The following is a 17,855-nucleotide window of genomic DNA, read 5'->3' on the forward strand; positions in this document are numbered from 1 at the left end:
TTCTCCTGTGCGTTGGAATGACGTGCTCTGACGGTACCTGGACTATTTCGGCGTGGACTTTCGATTCATGACAACAGTCCCGACACCCGCGGTCACCACCAGTCCGATGGCGACGAGTGTGAAGGCGTCGAGCGATTGCCCGATCACGAGAACTCCGGCCAGTGCAGCCGCAGCGGGTTCGAGGGCGATGAGGACGGCAAAGACCTTCTTGGCGAGGGAGCGTAGGGCCCACATCTCCAGGCTGTAGGGGATGACGGACGAGAGGATCGCGACGGCCGCGCCGGCGGCGAGCATCTTCGGATCCAGCAGTTCGCTTCCGCCGGAGACGAGGCCGAACGGCAGGGTCAATACTGCCGCGACGATGCTTGCGCCGGCCAAACCGTCGGCGCTCGGGAGGGTCGCAGCGAGGTGGGAACCGGCCACGATGTAGCCGGCCCACGCAGCAGCGGCGATCAACGCGAACATCACCCCGACCGGGTCCAATCCGGATTCGCCGTGATCTCCCAACCCGAGCAGCAGCACTCCGCCGAAGGCGAGCAGCACCCACGCTCCGTCGGCCCATCGACGAGACAGCACTGCGGCCAGCGTCAACGGTCCGAGGAACTCGATGGTGACAGCGGTGCCGATGGGCACCGTGTCGAGGGCGAGGTAAAAGGCACCGTTCATGACGGCCAGCGCGATACCCAACGCGAAGATGCCTTTGCGCTGCCGGTTCGACCACCTGCTCCATCTCGGGCGGACGATGACGCCGAGGATGATCGCGGCGATCGTCAGTCGCAGCGTCGTCGCTCCGGCCGGCCCGATCTGTGAGAACAGCGTCGTCGCGAATGCCGCTCCGAATTGGAGCGAAAGTATCGAGGTGAGGACTGCACCGACCGGCAGTAGCTGACTGCCGGCCTTCATTCTCCGGTGAACTCAGGACTACGACGTTCGAGCATCGCGGCGACGGCTTCGTGGTGATCGCGAGTGTGATGCGCGATCGACTGCATGGCGGCGGAGAGTTCGAGCAGGCTCTCGAGGCTTTGGTGCTGGCCTTCACGGAGCAGTTTCTTGGTCATGCGGAGTACCTGCGGGGGATTGGCTGCTACTCGCGCTGCCAAGGCGTGCGCGGCGGAGAGCAATTCTTCGGGATCGGTGACCTGCGAGATCAGCCCCCAGTCGAGTGCCTTGGTCGCGTCGATCGGTTCGCCGGTGAACGCCATCTCGGCGGCGCGGGCGTTGCCGATCGCGCGGGGGAGCAGCCAGGCTCCGCCGTCGCCGGGGATGAGTCCCACCTTGACGAAGCTCTCGGCGAAGACCGCCGCTGTCGACGCGATGCGGAGGTCGCACATGAGCGAGAGGTCGCAGCCCGCTCCGATGGCGGGGCCGTTGACGGCTGCGATGGTCGGCACCTCACACGTGTACAGAGCGAGGGGAATGCGCTGGATCCCGTGCCGGTAGCCCTGGCGGATCTCGCCGGGAGCGCCACCGAACATGCCTTCCTTGTCTCGCATGTGTTTGACGTTGCCGCCGGAGGAGAAGGCAGACCCGGCTCCGGTGAGGATCACCGCGCGCACACTCTGATCTCGGTTTACTGCGGTGACCGCGTCTTCGAGGGCCTCGATCATGTCGATCTCGGAGATCGCGTTGCGGGTGTCCGGGCGATTGAGGGTCCAGGTGACCACGTCGCCGGTTCGTGAGATGAGTACGGCGTCGCTCATGGGTGCTCCTGTTTGATCGATGGTGCAGGGTCGGTGATCGGTTCCGCTCAGTCTCTCACCACAGGATTTCGCAATAACAATCATTCGTGCTTGATTTTTATAACCTCGAGTGTGATGCTGGTCGCATGGCCGAACTTCAGACGTTCATCGATGACTTGCGGGCCGAAGGCGAGAGCCTCGACGCCCTGGTTGCAGATCTGCCCGAGGAGAAGTGGGCGACATTGACGCCTGCGGAAGGGTGGACCATCGCCCATCAGATCGGGCACCTGCACTGGACGGACAGTGCAGCAATCCTGGCGATCACCGACCCGGACGGGTTCGCGGAGCAGTTGAAGGCGGCGTTCGTGAATCCGGCGGGGTTCGTCGACGACGGCGCTGCCGAGCAGGCCGCCCGGCCGCCCGCAGAGTTGCTCGCCGATTGGCGGGCGGGGCGCACTGCTCTCGTCGAGGCGCTCACCGCTGCCCCGGCCGGCACCAAGTTCCCCTGGTACGGCCCGCCCATGGGCGGTGTCTCCATGGCAACGGCAAGGTTGATGGAGACGTGGGCACATGGACAGGACGTCGCCGACGCTCTTGGCGCCGAACGAGTTCCGACGTCGCGCATCAAGAACATCGCTCACCTGGGCGTGCGGACGCGGAACTTTGCGTACTCGGTCAACGAGAAGACGCCACCCGCCGAGGATTTCCGGGTTGAGTTGACGGCGCCCGACGGCTCGATCTGGACCTGGGGGCCGGAAGATGCGACGCAGAAGGTGACGGGGCCGGCGTTGGACTTCTGCTTGCTGGTCACTCAGCGCGCCAATCGCGCCGATCTCGATCTGGTCGCCGACGGCGGCGACGCGGACGAGTGGCTCGGGTTCGCGCAGGCATTTGCGGGACCCAGCGGCGAGGGACGAGCCGCCATCGGATCCAGCGGTGAGGGACGAGAATCGAAGGTGGACAAATGAGTTCGGTGCGGATCGGCAACTGTTCCGGTTTCTACGGCGACCGCGTCTCGGCGATGCGCGAGATGCTCGAGGGCGGCGAACTCGACTACCTGACCGGCGACTACCTTGCCGAACTGACGATGTTGATCCTCGGCCGCGACCGGATGAAGGACCCGTCGCTCGGCTATGCGAAGACGTTCCTGCGGCAGGTGGAGGACACCCTCGGCCTCGCGCTCGACAAGGGCGTGAAGATCGTCGCGAACGCCGGCGGCCTCAACCCGGCCGGACTGGCCGACGCGCTGCGTGAGGTCAACGCCAAGCTGGGTTTGAATGCGAAGATCGCTCACGTCGAGGGTGACGATCTGGTCTCCCGCGCCGACGAACTCGGACTCGGCTCACCGCTGACGGCCAACGCGTACCTCGGCGCCTGGGGCATCGTCGAAGCATTGTCGGCCGACGCCGATGTCGTGGTCACCGGACGTGTCACCGACGCTTCGGTGATCGTCGGTCCGGCCGCCCGTCACTTCGGTTGGAAGCGAGATGATTTCGATCAGCTGGCCGGTGCTGTCGCGGCGGGTCACGTCATCGAGTGCGGCACCCAGGCCACCGGCGGCAACTACGCGTTCTTCACCGAGATCCCCAATCTGGGTCGCCCTGGCTTCCCGATCGCCGAGATCAACGCGGACGGCTCGTCCGTCATCACCAAGCATGTCGGAACGGATGGCGAGGTGAGCGTCGGCACCGTGACGGCGCAGCTGTTGTACGAGATCACGGGCGGACGCTACGCGGGCCCGGACGTGACCACTCGCATCGACAACGCGGTGCTTACCCAGGAAGGTCCGGATCGGGTGCTGATCAGCGGCGTCACAGGCGAGGCTCCGCCGCCGCAGTACAAGGTCTCGCTGAACACACTGGCCGGGTTCCGCAACGAGGCCACGTTCATCCTCACCGGTCTCGACATCGAGGCCAAAGCGGATCTGGCAAAGGGGCAACTCGAATCCTGGCTGACGAAGAAGCCGGCCGAACTGGTCTGGACCCTCGCTCGCACGGATCATCCGGATTCCGATACCGAAGAAACTGCGAGTGCGTTGCTGCGCTGCGTGGTTCGCGATTCCGATCCCAAGGTTATCGGTCGCCCTTTCTCCGCGGTTGCGGTGGAAATGGCACTTGCCAGCTACCCCGGCTTCTCGCTGACGGCTCCGCCGAGCAACGGCCAACCGTACGGGGTGTTCACCCCCGGCTACGTCGACGCGGGATCGGTGCCTCACGTCGCCGTGCTTCCCGACGGCACTCGTGTGGACATCGCTCCGTCCACGCTGACGCAGGACCTCGAACCTGTCGACGAACCCGAGCGTCCGGAGCCCTTGCCGCCTCAGTCTTCGCTCTCGCTGCCGCTCGGCACGATCGCCGGCGCTCGAAGCGGCGACAAGGGTGGAAACGCCAATGTAGGCGTCTGGGTTCGCACGGACGATCAGTGGAAGTGGTTGGCGCACACACTCACCGTCGAAAAGCTCAAGGAACTACTGCCCGAAGCGGCAGAGTTGACCGTCACTCGCGACCAGCTTCCGCACCTTCGTGCCGTCAACTTCGTGATCGAGGGAATCCTCGGTCAGGGTGTGGCCTCGCAGGCGCGGTTCGATCCGCAAGCCAAGGGAATTGGCGAATGGTTGCGCTCGCGCCACATCGACATCCCGATTTCGCTACTCCCCGCAACTGACGAGAAAGAGGATTCACGGTGACCGTGTGGACCACACCGGAAAGGCTTGCGCTTCGCGAGACCGTACGCGGATTCGTGAACCAGGAGATTTTGCCGCACCTGACGCAGTGGGAGCGTGACGGTGAGATTCCGCGCGAATTGCACCGCAAGGCAGGCGCTCTGGGTCTGCTCGGGGCCAGTGCTCCCGAATCTGCAGGCGGTGAAGGCGGTGACGCCGTCGACTCCATCGTGATCTGTGAGGAGATGCATCAGGCCGGTGCGTCGGGCGGGCTGTTCGCATCGCTCTTCACCTGCGGCATCGCGGTGCCGCACCTGATCGCGGCCGGCGACGAGGCGCAGATCGAGAAGTGGGTCAAGCCGACCCTGCGCGGCGACAAGATCGGCTCGCTCGCCATCACCGAACCGGGCGGTGGCAGCGACGTCGGACACCTGACAACCACAGCCAAGCGCGACGGCGACCATTACGTCGTCAACGGCGCAAAGACGTTCATCACCTCCGGGGTTCGCGCCGACTTCGTCGTCACCGCAGTGCGCACCGGCGGCTCCGGAGCCGGTGGCGTCTCACTGCTCGTGATCGAGAAGGGCACACCGGGATTCACGGTGTCACGCAAGCTCGAGAAGATGGGGTGGCGCGCGTCCGATACCGCGGAACTGTCCTTTGTCGACGCCCGAGTTCCGGTGGAGAATCTGGTCGGGGCCGAGAACAGCGGCTTCGCGCAGATCGCGCAGGCATTCGTCTCCGAGCGTGTCGCCCTCGCCGCGCAGGCGTATGCCAGCGCAGAGCGATGCCTGGAATTGACCCTCGAATGGTGCCGTGCCCGTGAGACGTTCGGCCGCCCACTGATCAGCCGCCAGGCTGTGCAGAACACCGTCACCGAGATGGCCCGCAAGATCGATGTGGCCAAGGTGTACACGCACTCGGTGATCGAGCGATACATGGCCGGTGACGGAGATCTGATCGCCGAGGTGTGCTTCGCCAAGAACACGGCCGTCGAAACCGGTGAATGGGTTGCCAACCAAGCGGTTCAGCTGTTCGGTGGCCTCGGCTACATGCAGGAAAGTGAAGTGGAGAGGCAGTACCGGGACATGCGAATTCTGGGAATCGGTGGCGGTACCACCGAAATCCTCACCGGCCTCGCGGCCAAGCGATTGGGGTATCAGTCATGAGTGTCATCCGGTCCACACTGGACACCAATTCCGAGGTGTACAAGACCGCAACCTCGACCATGAACACCAAGTTAGCCGAGATCGAGGTCGAGCACGCCAAGGCGCTGGCGGGCGGCGGTGAGAAGTACACCGAGCGGCACCACAAGCGGGGAAAGCTCTTGGCGCGTGAACGGATCGAACTTCTCCTCGATCAGGATTCACCGTTCCTCGAGGTGTGCCCCCTCGCCGCCTGGGGAAGCGATTTCCCGGTCGGCGCCAGCACTGTGGTCGGTATCGGCGTCGTCGAAGGCGTCGAATGCCTGATCGTCGCCAACGATCCCACCGTGCGCGGCGGCACCAGCAACCCGTGGACGCTTCGTAAGGGTTTCCGCGCCAACGACATCGCCATGCAGAACCGCCTGCCGGTGATCTCCCTGGTCGAGTCCGGCGGCGCAGATTTGCCGACGCAGAAGGAGGTGTTCATCCCGGGTGGGCGTATGTTCCGCGACCTCACGCAGCTCTCCGCCGCCGGAATCCCCACCATCGCACTGGTCTTCGGCAACTCGACGGCCGGCGGCGCGTACATCCCCGGCATGTCCGACCACGTCGTGATGATCAAGGAACGCTCCAAGGTGTTTCTCGCGGGCCCGCCGCTGGTCAAGATGGCCACCGGTGAGGAATCCGACGACGAGGCACTCGGCGGCGCCGAAATGCACGCGCGCAAGTCCGGACTGGCCGACTACTTCGCCGCCGACGAGCAGGACGCGATCCGCATCGGGCGCTCGATCGTCAAGCGACTCAACTGGACCAAGAAGGGGCCGGCGCCTCGCGCCGAGATCATCGAACCGCTCGAGGATCCGGAAGAGTTGCTCGGCATCGTTCCCGCCGACCTGAAGATCCCTTTCGATCCGCGTGAGGTCATCGCTCGCATCGTCGACGGTTCCGACTTCGACGAGTTCAAGCCCCTCTACGGGTCGTCTCTCGTGACCGGCTGGGCGGAGCTGAACGGCTACCAGATCGGCATTCTGGCGAACGCCCGTGGAGTTCTCTTCAGTGAGGAATCCCAGAAGGCAACACAGTTCATCCAGCTGGCCAACCGCTCCAACACGCCGTTGCTGTTCCTGCACAACACCACCGGATACATGGTGGGCAAGGAATACGAGGAGGGCGGCATGATCAAGCACGGATCGATGATGATCAATGCGGTTGCCAACTCCAAGGTTCCGCACATCTCCATCCTGCTCGGAGCGTCGTACGGCGCTGGTCACTACGGCATGTGCGGGCGCGCGTTCGATCCGCGATTCCTCTTCGCCTGGCCCAGTTCCAAGTCCGCCGTCATGGGTGGTGCGCAGCTCGCGGGCGTCATCTCCATCGTGGGACGTGCTGCCGCCGAGGCACGTGGCCAGGTCTTCGACGAGCAAGCCGATGCGGGCATGCGCGCGATGATCGAGAACCAGATCGAGGCCGAGTCACTTCCGATGTTCTTGTCCGGGCGTCTCTACGACGACGGCGTCATCGATCCCCGAGACACCCGCACCGTGGTGGGAATGTGCCTGTCGGCCATTGCCACCGCCCCGATCGAAGGCACCGAGAACTTCGGCGTCTTCCGTATGTGAGGCACGCCGTGACAATCACTTCAGTACTGGTCGCCAATCGTGGCGAAATCGCCCGCCGTGTCTTTGCGACCTGCCGCAAGAACGGAATCGGCACGGTCGCGGTGTTTTCCGACGCAGATGCCGACAGCCCCCACGTCGCCGAAGCCGACGCCTCGGTTCGGCTGCCGGGTAACACACCTGCCGAGACGTACCTGCGGGGTGAGCTCATCATCGCCGCCGCCAAGGCTTCGGGCGCTGACGCGATTCATCCCGGCTATGGATTCCTCTCCGAGAACGCGGAGTTCGCGCGCAGCGTCATCGACGCGGGACTGACGTGGATCGGCCCGCCCGTCGAATCCATCGAGCTCATGGGATCGAAGGTCGAGTCCAAGAAGATCATGGACGCCGCCGGAGTTCCGGTGCTTTCCGAACTCGATCCCGCCGCGGTGACCGAAGCTCATCTGCCGGTGCTCATCAAGGCGTCGGCCGGCGGCGGTGGACGCGGAATGCGCGTCGTTCGTGAATTGTCGGCGCTGGACGGCGAACTGGAGGCGGCTCGGCGTGAGGCGCAGTCCGCATTCGGCGACCCGACGGTCTTCTGCGAGCGCTACCTCGAGACCGGTCGGCACATCGAGGTTCAGGTCATGGCCGACCGACACGGCGGCGTGTGGGCGGTGGGGGAGCGCGAGTGCTCGATCCAGCGTCGGCACCAGAAGGTCGTCGAAGAGGCACCGTCGCCGCTCGTGCAACGCATCCCGGCGATGCGCGACAAGCTTTTCGATGCCTCTCGACTCGCCGCCAATGCCATCGGCTACGAAGGCGCAGGAACCGTCGAGTTCCTCGCCGACGAAAAGGGCGACTTCTTCTTCCTCGAGATGAATACCCGTTTGCAGGTGGAGCACCCGGTCACCGAATGCACCACCGGACTCGATCTGGTGGAGCTGCAATTGCAGGTCGCTTCGGGCGACGCGCTCCCAGGCGAGCTGCCGCAGATCCGCGGGCATTCGATCGAGGTGCGTCTGTATGCCGAGGATCCCGCGAAGAACTGGCAGCCGCAGAGCGGTACCGTTCACCACATCGAGTTGCCCGGTGACGTGGCAGAATTCAGTGTCCTGCGTGAGCAGGGCGTTCGCCTCGATTCGGGCGTCATCGACGGCAGTGTCGTCGGCGTCCATTACGACCCGATGCTGGCCAAGGTCATCTCCTACGCGCCGACGCGAACGGCAGCTGCGCGCCTGCTCGCATCGACGCTGGCGCGCACCAGGATTCACGGCTTGCGTACCAACCGCGACCTGCTCGTCAACGTCTTGGCCCATCCGGCCTTCATTGCCGGAGATACCGACACTGCCTTCTTCGAGACTCACGACCTCGAGAAGCTGTCAACACCTCTGGCCGACACCGACGCCGAAAGACTCTCGGCGCTGGCGGCGGCGCTTGCCGATGCCGCGCACAATCGAGCGTCGGCTCGCGTCATCGGCCGCTTGCCCAGCGGGTGGCGCAACCTCCCGTCGCAGCCGCAGAGCAAGAGTTACTCCACTGCGTCGGGCGACTACGACGTCCGATACTCCCTGAGTCGAAGTGGTGTGCTGAGTGCAGAAGGCTTCGACGACGTGAGCCTGGTATCGGCAACTGCGACCCGGGTTGTGCTCGAGCAGAGCGGAGTTCGGCGTTCGTTCGACGTGTCTGCCTACGGGAGTGAGATTTTTGTCGACTCCTCGCTCGGACCCGTCGCCTTGACGGCAGCACCGCGTTTCGTGGATCCGTCGGCGGAAGTCGCTGCCGGTTCGTTGCTCGCTCCGATGCCGGGATCGGTCATCCGCCTCGGCGCCGCTCTCGGTGACACCGTCACCGCCGGCCAGCCGATTCTGTGGCTCGAGGCCATGAAGATGGAGCACACTGTCACCGCGCCGACTGCCGGTGTCCTGGTAGAACTTCCGGTCGCCGTCGGCCAGCAGGTCGAGGTCGGATCGGTACTCGCACGTGTGGAAGAACCCGCTACAGAAGAGGAAGCATGATGAGTTTCATCGAAACCGAAGAGCAGAAGGAACTGCGGGCATCCGTTTCCAAACTGGGTGAGCGCTTCAACTACGTCGACTACGTGCTGCCCAAGGCGCGCAAGGGTGAGCCGCTCACCGAATTGTGGAACGAGGCGGGCAAACTCGGATTCCTGGGCGTCAACCTGCCGGAGGAATATGGCGGCGGCGGTGCCGGCATCTACGAACTCGCGCTGGTGCAGGAGGAACTGGCAGCGCAGGGTGCCGGTCTGCTCCTGGTTGTGGTCTCGCCGGCCATCTGCGGCACCATCATCGGTAAGTACGGCACTGCGGAGCAGAAGCAGCAGTGGCTACCCAGCCTCGCCGACGGCTCCAAGATCATGGCGTTCGGAATCACCGAGGCCGACGCAGGTTCCAACTCGCATCAGATCACGACGACTGCTCGTCGCGACGGCGAAGACTGGATACTGAGTGGCAACAAGATCTACATCTCGGGCGTCGATCAAGCTGATGCGGTCCTCATCGTTGCGCGCACCGAGGACTCCAAGACCGGCAAGCTCAAGCCCGCTCTGTTCATCGTCCCCACGGATTCTCCCGGATTCGTGAAGACACAGATGGAGATGGACATCATCGAACCGGACCACCAGTTCATCTTGTTCCTCGACGACGTGCGCCTGCCGGCCGACGCTCTGGTCGGTGAAGCTGATGCCGCCCTGATGCAGTTGTTCGCCGGCCTCAATCCGGAGCGCATTCTGGGTGCGTCGATGGCGATCGGTATGGGCCGTTACGCCCTCAACGCTGCGGTGAAGTTCGCCAACGAGCGAACGGTGTGGAAGACGCCGATCGGTGCGCACCAGGGTATTTCACATCCTCTCGCGCAGGTGAAGATCGAACTCGAACTCGCCAAGCTGATGATGCAGAAGGCCGCGGTGCTCTACGACAGCGGTGACGATTTCGGTGCTGCCGAAGCCGCGAACATGGCGAAGTACGCGGCCGCCGAGGCCAGCATCAAGGCACTCGATCAGGCGATCCAGACGCACGGTGGTGCTGGTTTGACGAAGGAATACGGACTGGCTGCCATGCTCGGCGCGGCACGTATCGCCCGCGTTGCCCCGGTCAGTCGCGAGATGATCCTCAACTTCGTTTCGCAGCATTCCCTCGGTCTGCCGCGGTCTTACTAGACGGTCCTACTGAAGAGGAGACTCATGACGGATCAGGACAAGCCATACGTGCGGTACGAAGTATCGGGCGGTGCTGCCACGATCACTCTCGACTCACCCCACAACCGCAATGCGATTTCGACGCGGTTGGTCACGGAGTTGCAGGCGGGGTTGACTTCGGCGGCTGCCGATCCGGCGGTTCGAGCGGTAGTGCTCACCCACACCGGTGGAACATTCTGTGCGGGAGCCGATCTCAGTGAGGCATCCGGGTCGTCCGCATCGCCGGAGGAGGCAGTCAAGGAGCGCGGACGGGGGATGCTGACGCTCTTGCGCAGCATTCTCGAGCTTCCCAAGCCGGTGATCGGGCGCATCGACGGTCACGTTCGGGCCGGAGGCATGGGTCTTGTCGGGGCGTGCGACATCGTCGTCGCCGGACCGGCGAGCACCTTCGCGGTGACGGAATCACGATTGGGTTTGGCAGCATCCATCATTTCGCTCACGGTCCTGCCGAGGCTCGACCAGCGATCCGCGAGCCGCTACCTGCTCACCGGAGAGAAGTTCGGCCAGCACGAGGCCGAATCCATCGGACTCGTCACCTCCGCGTCGCAAGACACGGGGGAGTCGATCACCGAACTGCTCGGCACTTTGCGCCAATGTTCACCGCAGGGGCTGGCCGAATCGAAGTGGATCACGACGCGTTCGGTCCTGGCCGGATTCGACCGGGACGGCGAGGAGATGATCGCGCAGTCGGCTCGGCTGTTTTCCTCTGACGAGGCTCGTGAGGGCATGATGTCTTTCTTGCAGAAGCGTCCGGCAGCCTGGGCGCAGTAGAACATGCGTACTGGAATACGGCAGTAGGCCGAACACGGCAGTGGCTGGAACTCAGGAGTAGAAGGGATGGCGGCGCGATGACTCGAGAGCCCAAGCAGGACCGAAGTCGAGTCACGCGCTCCCACCTGCTCGAAGTGACGGTGGAGTGTCTCGCCGAACTCGGGTGGAGCGCAACGACGATGAGCGTCGTCGCGCAGCGTGCCGGGGTGTCCAGAGGTGCGATGCAGCACCACTTCCCGACTCGTGAGGACCTCATCACCGCGGCGCTCGAGGTGATGTTCGACGCCCGGATGGATCAGGCGCGAAAGGAATCGACCGACCTTCCGGTGGGTGCCGGACGAACCGAGGCGATCATTTCGCGGCTGGTCGAGTACTACACCGGGACCCTTTTCAAGGCAGCACTGCAGGTGTGGACGGCCGCCGCCTCCGACCCCGACCTGCGTGCCCGCGTCCTGCCCCTCGAGGAACGGTTCGGGCGCATCGCGCACCGCATGGCCGTCGAGAGTCTGGGTGTCGACGACTCCGATCCGGTGACGCATCGCCTGGTACAGGCGACACTGGACCTGGCCCGAGGGCTGGGGCTGGCAGACGTACTCACCGACGACTCGCGCCGGCGCACCGAGGTGGTCAAACAGTGGGCGGCGCAATTGGATTCCACGCTGGTTCGGGTACCGGTCACAACCCCCTGAATCGGTAGCGGGGCGTGTGTCGGGGGCCACCGAGAAGTACAGTCGGCTCCATGGCCGCACGCACTCTCACTTCGATCGGGACTTCGGTATTGGTTTCGGCTGCCGTGCTCTCGGTGGTGGTCGGCTGCAGCTCCGACGACGGGTCTGCCGATCGGCCGGGCGACGGCGCCAATTCGCCGGAGCTCGCACCCACCGATCCCGGTCCTATGTTCGCCGAATGCGGGTCGGTGACCGACGAAGAAGTTGTCAACGCCTTCAATCTCGGCACTTTTGCGACGACGACACGCAACGGCGTCGGTTGCCAATGGGAGGTCGCCGGTTCGAATGGCCCGAGCGTCAGTTTCTCCTGGTACCGCGGAAGCCCGATCGGCCGCGAAAGGGCAGGGTCCGACCTGCTCGGGCGTCCCGCCGACGACATCACGATCGGTGGTCACCAGGGCTTCATCGCGTCCACGGCGGGTTCGCTGTGCGAGTTGGGTATCGCGTTCGGCGGAGACTTCGTGCACTGGTCGATCACCTACGGCTTGCTGCCTCCGACCGCTGATCCGTGCACGGTTGCACGGGATCTGATGGAAAAAACAGTTTCGAGGGCACAGTGAGGTACGAGGGCACACTGAAGAGCGCAAGGATCGGACTCGCCCTGGCGGGGTCGATGGTTCTACTCACGGGCTGCGGCTCGGTGGTCACCGGGACTCCCCGCGCGGAGGGCAGCTACCGCGGTAGTGACAGCCAGGAATTTGCGAACGTCCTCCAAGAATGCGAAGCGGTCACCGACGAGCAGATCGCCGGCGCCGTGGGTGCCGACGCCGTCGGTCGTGGGTTCTTCGGCGCTATCTGCCGCTGGGACGGCATCGGGGCCGCGGGTCCGATCAAGATCACCTTCAACTGGTTCGAGACGGGCACTCTCGATCACGAGCGCGCTGCTTTCGAACATCTGGGATACGTGGTGGCGAAGATCGACATCAACGGCAGTAGCGGGTTCCAGGTTCGCCAGCCGGCCGATCCGCAGAGTTGCGGGGTGAGCGCGAGCGCGCCGGCCGGGGGAGTGTTCGGGTGGTGGGTCACCGAGCCGCAAGGCGGAGCGGATCCGTGCGAGGCGGCGGCGAAGCTCGGCGGGTTGACGTTGAACCGCAGCATCTGATCGCGACCGGTCCGGCTACGTGGTTCGAGTATGCGACCAGAGTGTCTGGTCAGAGCATGAGGTCACTATCACCGTGGCCTCGCTTTGACCTTGTGGCGCGCCGACAGGTATCGTTATGGGTCGTGTCCGGCATGCCCGGGCCGATCTGTGTGCCTAGCTAGGTATTGCCGTGCGCGCGTTCGAGCAGATTTTGCTGATGAACGAGCATCCGGCTGCCTGTGTGGGGGTATGCGACACGCCCGACCTCGGGGGTGGTGCAAGGCGCGAAAGTGCTGAGTACAGACTCTGAGGTGGGTGAGGAGCAGCAGCTCTCTTGCTCCAACTGCTAGATCCCTAATTTCAGAACAGCCACGTTTTCGAACGGCCCGAGTTCGCTCGAGCAGTCTGTTCGTCACAAGAAAGCCGGTAAATGCCAACCATCAACCAGCTGGTCCGCAAGGGTCGCCGCGACAAGACCGCCAAGGTCAAGACGGCAGCTCTCAAGGGCAGCCCGCAGCGTCGTGGCGTGTGCACTCGCGTGTACACCACCACCCCCAAGAAGCCGAACTCAGCGCTCCGTAAGGTCGCACGTGTTCGCCTCACGACTTCGGTCGAGGTCACCGCGTACATCCCCGGCGAAGGTCACAACCTTCAGGAGCACTCCATGGTGCTCGTCCGTGGCGGTCGTGTGAAGGACCTCCCGGGTGTCCGTTACAAGATCATCCGCGGCTCCCTCGACACCCAGGGTGTCAAGGGTCGCAAGCAGGCACGCAGCCGCTACGGCGCCAAGAAGGAGAAGAGCTAATGCCACGTAAGGGCCCCGCTCCGAAGCGCCCGCTCATCAACGACCCGGTTTACGGTTCACCGTTGGTGACGCAGCTCGTCAACAAGATCCTGCTGGACGGCAAGAAGTCCACCGCAGAGCGAATCGTGTACCAGGCTCTCGAGCAGGCACGCGAGAAGACCGGCACCGATCCGGTCGTCACCCTCAAGCGCGCCCTGGACAACGTCAAGCCTGCACTCGAGGTTCGTAGCCGCCGCGTCGGTGGCGCTACCTACCAGGTGCCGGTCGAGGTTCGTCCCGGTCGTTCCACCACGCTGGCACTGCGCTGGCTGGTCACCTTCTCGCGTGCACGTCGTGAGAAGACCATGGTCGAGCGTCTCGCCAACGAGCTCCTCGATGCCAGCAATGGCCTCGGTGCAGCTGTGAAGCGTCGCGAAGACACTCACAAGATGGCCGAAGCCAACAAGGCATTCGCCCACTACCGCTGGTGATGTAAAGCGTCGGAGCAACTGCCATCGGGTGGGGCTCCGACGCTTGTCGCCGTTGGCGACCTGATCATCTCGCCGGTTTCCGGACGCAGGTGGCCAGGTTCGCCTCGGCAGAGACATAATTGAAAGACCATGGCCTTGACGGTGGAACACACCGGATACGGCCGACACCCGAAAACCAAGCAACGAGCGGGGAAGAAACCTGTGGCACAGGAAGTGCTGACTGACCTGAACAAGGTCCGCAACATCGGCATCATGGCGCACATCGATGCCGGCAAGACCACCACCACCGAGCGCATCCTGTTCTACACCGGTGTCAATTACAAGATCGGTGAGACGCACGACGGTGCGTCGACGACGGACTGGATGGAGCAGGAGAAGGAACGCGGCATCACGATCACGTCTGCCGCCGTGACTTGCTTCTGGAACAACAACCAGATCAACATCATCGACACCCCCGGCCACGTCGACTTCACGGTCGAGGTGGAGCGGTCGCTGCGCGTGCTCGACGGCGCAGTTGCTGTCTTCGACGGTAAGGAAGGTGTCGAGCCGCAGTCCGAGCAGGTTTGGCGTCAGGCTGCCAAGTACGACGTTCCGCGCATCTGCTTCGTCAACAAGATGGACAAGATGGGCGCGGACTTCTACTTCACAGTCCAGACCATCATCGACCGTCTCGGCGCGAAGCCGCTCGTTCTCCAGCTGCCCATCGGCGCTGAGGACGACTTCGACGGCGTCGTCGACCTGGTCGAGATGCGTGCCATCACCTGGCGCGGCGTAGTTCCGACCGGTGCACTGCCGACCATCGAAGAGATCCCCGCGGACCTCGTCGAGAAGGCTGCAGAGTACCGCGAGAAGCTGCTCGAAACCGTTGCCGAGTCCGACGAAGCTCTCATGGAGAAGTACTTCGGCGGCGAAGAGCTCACGGTCGAGGAAATCAAGGGCGCCATCCGCAAGATGACGGTCGCTTCCGAGCTGTACCCGGTCATCTGTGGCTCCGCGTTCAAGAACAAGGGCGTTCAGCCCATGCTCGACGCGGTCATCGATTACCTGCCGAACCCGCTGGACATCGGCGAGGTCGTCGGCCACAAGCTCGGTGACGAAGAAGTAGAGATCACTCGCAAGCCGAGCAAGGAAGAGCCGTTCTCGGCTCTCGCCTTCAAGATCGCTGCTCACCCGTTCTTCGGCAAGCTGACCTTCGTCCGCGTGTACTCGGGTCGTATCGATCCGGGCGCTCAGGTGCTCAACGCAACCAAGGGCAAGAAGGAGCGCATCGGAAAGCTCTTCCAGATGCACGCCAACAAGGAGAACCCGGTAGACGAGGCCGTAGCCGGCCACATCTACGCAATGATCGGCCTCAAGGACACCACCACCGGTGACACCTTGTGCGATCAGGCGAGCCCCATCGTCCTCGAGTCGATGTCGTTCCCCGCGCCGGTCATCCAGGTCTCCATCGAGCCCAAGACCAAGTCCGACCAGGAAAAGCTGGGCGTCGCGATCCAGAAGCTCGCCGAAGAGGATCCGACCTTCTCGGTCGAACTCGACGAAGAGACCGGTCAGACCGTCATCGGCGGTATGGGCGAGCTCCACCTCGACATCCTCGTCGACCGCATGCGTCGCGAGTTCAAGGTCGAGGCGAACGTCGGTAAGCCGCAGGTTGCGTACCGCGAGACCATCACCAAGAAGGTCGAGAAGCACGACTACACCCACAAGAAGCAGACGGGTGGCTCGGGCCAGTTCGCAAAGGTCATCATCGCTCTGGAGCCTTTCGTGGGCGAAGACGGTGCTACCTACGAGTTCGAGAACAAGGTCTCCGGCGGACGTATCCCGCGCGAGTACATCCCCTCCGTGGATGCCGGTGCGCAGGACGCGATGCAGTACGGTGTTCTCGCCGGCTACCCGCTCGTGAACCTGAAGCTGTCGCTGCTCGATGGTGCTTACCACGACGTCGACTCCTCGGAAATGGCGTTCAAGGTTGCCGGTTCGCAGGCACTGAAGGAAGCCGCCCGCAAGGCCGGCCCCGTCATTCTCGAGCCGCTCATGGCTGTCGAGGTCACAACGCCCGAGGAATACATGGGCGACGTGATCGGCGACCTCAACTCCCGCCGTGGCCAGATTCAGGCCATGGAGGAACGCAGTGGTGCCCGTGTCGTGAAGGCGCTGGTTCCGCTCTCGGAGATGTTCGGTTACATCGGTGACCTGCGGTCGAAGACCCAGGGCCGTGCGAACTTCTCCATGGTGTTCGATTCCTACGCAGAGGTTCCCGCGAACGTCTCGAAGGAAATCATCGCCAAGGCGACGGGCGAGTAAGCACAGCGAGCTCCCCAGCCCGCGCCGGCAAGCGACTTCGGTTTCTTCCGGCACGAAGCACGACCAAGTAACAACCAACCGCACTGCTGCATACGGCAAGCAACAACAGTCCAGGAGGACACAAAGTGGCGAAGGCGAAGTTCGAGCGGACGAAGCCGCACGTGAACATCGGCACCATTGGTCACGTCGACCACGGCAAGACCACGACGACGGCGGCCATCACCAAGGTTCTCGCGGATGCATTCCCCGACCTGAACGAGGCTTCGGCCTTCGATCAGATCGACAAGGCTCCCGAGGAAAAGGCTCGTGGCATCACGATCAACATCTCGCATGTTGAGTACCAGACGGAAAAGCGCCACTACGCGCACGTCGATGCACCGGGTCACGCCGACTACATCAAGAACATGATCACCGGCGCAGCTCAGATGGACGGCGCTATCCTCGTCGTCGCAGCTACCGACGGCCCGATGCCCCAGACGCGCGAGCATGTCCTGCTCGCTCGCCAGGTCGGCGTTCCTTACATCCTCGTCGCCCTGAACAAGGCCGACATGGTTGACGACGACGAGATCCTCGAGCTCGTCGAGATGGAGGTCCGCGAACTGCTGGCCGCTCAGGAATTCGACGAGGAAGCCCCCGTCATTCCGATCTCGGCACTCAAGGCACTCGAGGGTGACCCGAAGTGGACGCAGTCCATTCTCGACCTGATGGCTGCTGTCGACGAGTCCATCCCGGACCCGGTTCGCGAGACGGACAAGCCCTTCCTCATGCCCGTCGAGGATGTCTTCACGATCACCGGCCGTGGCACCGTTGTCACCGGTCGTATCGAGCGCGGCTCGGTCAACGTGAACGAGGAGGTGGAGATCGTCGGCATCAAGGAGACCTCCACCAAGACCACCGTCACGGGTATCGAAATGTTCCGCAAGCTGCTCGACTCGGGCCAGGCCGGCGACAACGTCGGACTGCTCGTTCGTGGCATCAAGCGCGAAGATGTCGAGCGTGGACAGGTTGTCGTCAAGCCGGGCACCACGACTCCCCACACGGAGTTCGAGGGCCAGGCATACATCCTGTCGAAGGACGAGGGCGGCCGCCACACCCCGTTCTTCAACAACTACCGCCCGCAGTTCTACTTCCGTACCACGGACGTTACGGGCGTCGTGACGCTGCCTGAGGGCACCGAGATGGTCATGCCCGGTGACAACACCGAGATGTCCGTCAAGCTCATCCAGCCTGTCGCCATGGACGAGGGCCTGCGCTTCGCAATTCGCGAAGGCGGCCGTACGGTCGGCGCCGGCAAGGTTGCCAAGATCATCAAGTGAGACTCTCGTCTCGCTAGCTGATTCACAGCACTAGAAAAGGCGCTCATTCCCTTCGGGGAGTGAGCGCCTTTTCTGTGTTTGT

At 63.6% G+C, this 17,855-nt stretch carries 16 protein-coding genes; 14 read left to right on the top strand and 2 right to left on the bottom strand.

Annotation, left to right across the window (positions count from 1 at the left end):
• Positions 1 to 42: 42 nt before the first annotated feature.
• Together ACFQ6H_RS15180 and ACFQ6H_RS15185 are read right to left on the bottom strand one after the other, a co-directional pair.
• Positions 43 to 903, bottom strand: coding sequence for a DMT family transporter (locus ACFQ6H_RS15180; RefSeq protein ID WP_378548689.1), 861 nt, complete (start codon positions 901 to 903; stop codon positions 43 to 45).
• Positions 900 to 1,700, bottom strand: a complete 801-nt coding sequence (locus ACFQ6H_RS15185; RefSeq protein ID WP_378638375.1) for a crotonase/enoyl-CoA hydratase family protein — start codon at positions 1,698 to 1,700, stop codon at positions 900 to 902. The genes ACFQ6H_RS15180 and ACFQ6H_RS15185 overlap by 4 nt, the downstream gene beginning before the upstream one ends.
• A gap of 125 nt (positions 1,701 to 1,825) precedes the next feature.
• On the opposite strand from ACFQ6H_RS15185, the gene ACFQ6H_RS15190 reads away from it, so the two are divergent.
• The 14 genes from ACFQ6H_RS15190 to tuf all read left to right on the top strand — a co-directional run bounded on the left by ACFQ6H_RS15190 (position 1,826) and on the right by tuf (position 17,773).
• A complete protein-coding gene (locus ACFQ6H_RS15190) occupies positions 1,826 to 2,647 on the top strand; it encodes a TIGR03084 family metal-binding protein (protein ID WP_378647019.1) in 822 nt (273 codons plus the stop codon).
• Positions 2,644 to 4,365: an acyclic terpene utilization AtuA family protein gene (locus tag ACFQ6H_RS15195; RefSeq protein ID WP_378647021.1), complete on the top strand. Its 1,722-nt coding sequence runs from the start codon at positions 2,644 to 2,646 to the stop codon at positions 4,363 to 4,365. Before ACFQ6H_RS15190 ends, ACFQ6H_RS15195 begins: the two co-directional genes overlap by 4 nt.
• Complete coding sequence (locus ACFQ6H_RS15200; RefSeq protein ID WP_378647023.1) at positions 4,362 to 5,510, top strand: acyl-CoA dehydrogenase family protein; 1,149 nt, start codon at positions 4,362 to 4,364, stop codon at positions 5,508 to 5,510. The genes ACFQ6H_RS15195 and ACFQ6H_RS15200 overlap by 4 nt, the downstream gene beginning before the upstream one ends.
• Positions 5,507 to 7,105 (top strand): acyl-CoA carboxylase subunit beta, encoded by a 1,599-nt coding sequence (locus ACFQ6H_RS15205; protein ID WP_378548704.1) that lies wholly within the window; start codon positions 5,507 to 5,509, stop codon positions 7,103 to 7,105. Before ACFQ6H_RS15200 ends, ACFQ6H_RS15205 begins: the two co-directional genes overlap by 4 nt.
• Positions 7,106 to 7,113: 8 nt before the next feature.
• A complete protein-coding gene (locus ACFQ6H_RS15210) occupies positions 7,114 to 9,099 on the top strand; it encodes an acetyl/propionyl/methylcrotonyl-CoA carboxylase subunit alpha (RefSeq protein ID WP_378647025.1) in 1,986 nt (661 codons plus the stop codon).
• Complete coding sequence (locus ACFQ6H_RS15215; RefSeq protein ID WP_033236424.1) at positions 9,099 to 10,259, top strand: acyl-CoA dehydrogenase family protein; 1,161 nt, start codon at positions 9,099 to 9,101, stop codon at positions 10,257 to 10,259. Before ACFQ6H_RS15210 ends, ACFQ6H_RS15215 begins: the two co-directional genes overlap by 1 nt.
• A 24-nt stretch (positions 10,260 to 10,283) precedes the next feature.
• Complete coding sequence (locus ACFQ6H_RS15220) at positions 10,284 to 11,069, top strand: enoyl-CoA hydratase family protein (RefSeq protein WP_378447207.1); 786 nt, start codon at positions 10,284 to 10,286, stop codon at positions 11,067 to 11,069.
• 77 nt (positions 11,070 to 11,146) lie between these two features.
• Positions 11,147 to 11,758: a TetR/AcrR family transcriptional regulator gene (locus ACFQ6H_RS15225; RefSeq protein ID WP_378447208.1), complete on the top strand. Its 612-nt coding sequence runs from the start codon at positions 11,147 to 11,149 to the stop codon at positions 11,756 to 11,758.
• Between the two features lie 50 nt (positions 11,759 to 11,808).
• Positions 11,809 to 12,357 carry a DUF3558 domain-containing protein gene (locus ACFQ6H_RS15230; protein WP_378647027.1) on the top strand — a complete coding sequence of 183 codons (549 nt, stop codon included), beginning with the start codon at positions 11,809 to 11,811 and terminating at the stop codon, positions 12,355 to 12,357.
• Between the two features lie 53 nt (positions 12,358 to 12,410).
• On the top strand, positions 12,411 to 12,899 hold the full coding sequence (locus ACFQ6H_RS15235; RefSeq protein ID WP_378638407.1) for a DUF3558 domain-containing protein: 489 nt from the start codon (positions 12,411 to 12,413) through the stop codon (positions 12,897 to 12,899).
• Positions 12,900 to 13,308: 409 nt separating this feature from the next.
• Positions 13,309 to 13,683: a 30S ribosomal protein S12 gene (gene rpsL, locus ACFQ6H_RS15240; protein WP_003941908.1), complete on the top strand. Its 375-nt coding sequence runs from the start codon at positions 13,309 to 13,311 to the stop codon at positions 13,681 to 13,683.
• Entirely contained in the window at positions 13,683 to 14,153 is a 471-nt protein-coding gene (gene rpsG, locus ACFQ6H_RS15245) for a 30S ribosomal protein S7 (RefSeq protein ID WP_003941856.1), read from the top strand. Before rpsL ends, rpsG begins: the two co-directional genes overlap by 1 nt.
• 201 nt (positions 14,154 to 14,354) lie before the next feature.
• On the top strand, positions 14,355 to 16,457 hold the full coding sequence (fusA, locus tag ACFQ6H_RS15250; protein ID WP_003942073.1) for an elongation factor G: 2,103 nt from the start codon (positions 14,355 to 14,357) through the stop codon (positions 16,455 to 16,457).
• Between the two features lie 125 nt (positions 16,458 to 16,582).
• Entirely contained in the window at positions 16,583 to 17,773 is a 1,191-nt protein-coding gene (tuf, locus tag ACFQ6H_RS15255) for an elongation factor Tu (protein WP_019744283.1), read from the top strand.
• Positions 17,774 to 17,855 lie beyond the last annotated feature (82 nt).

It is taken from the genome of Rhodococcus sp. NPDC056506 (assembly GCF_042794945.1).
Lineage (GTDB): Bacteria > Actinomycetota > Actinomycetes > Mycobacteriales > Mycobacteriaceae > Rhodococcus_F.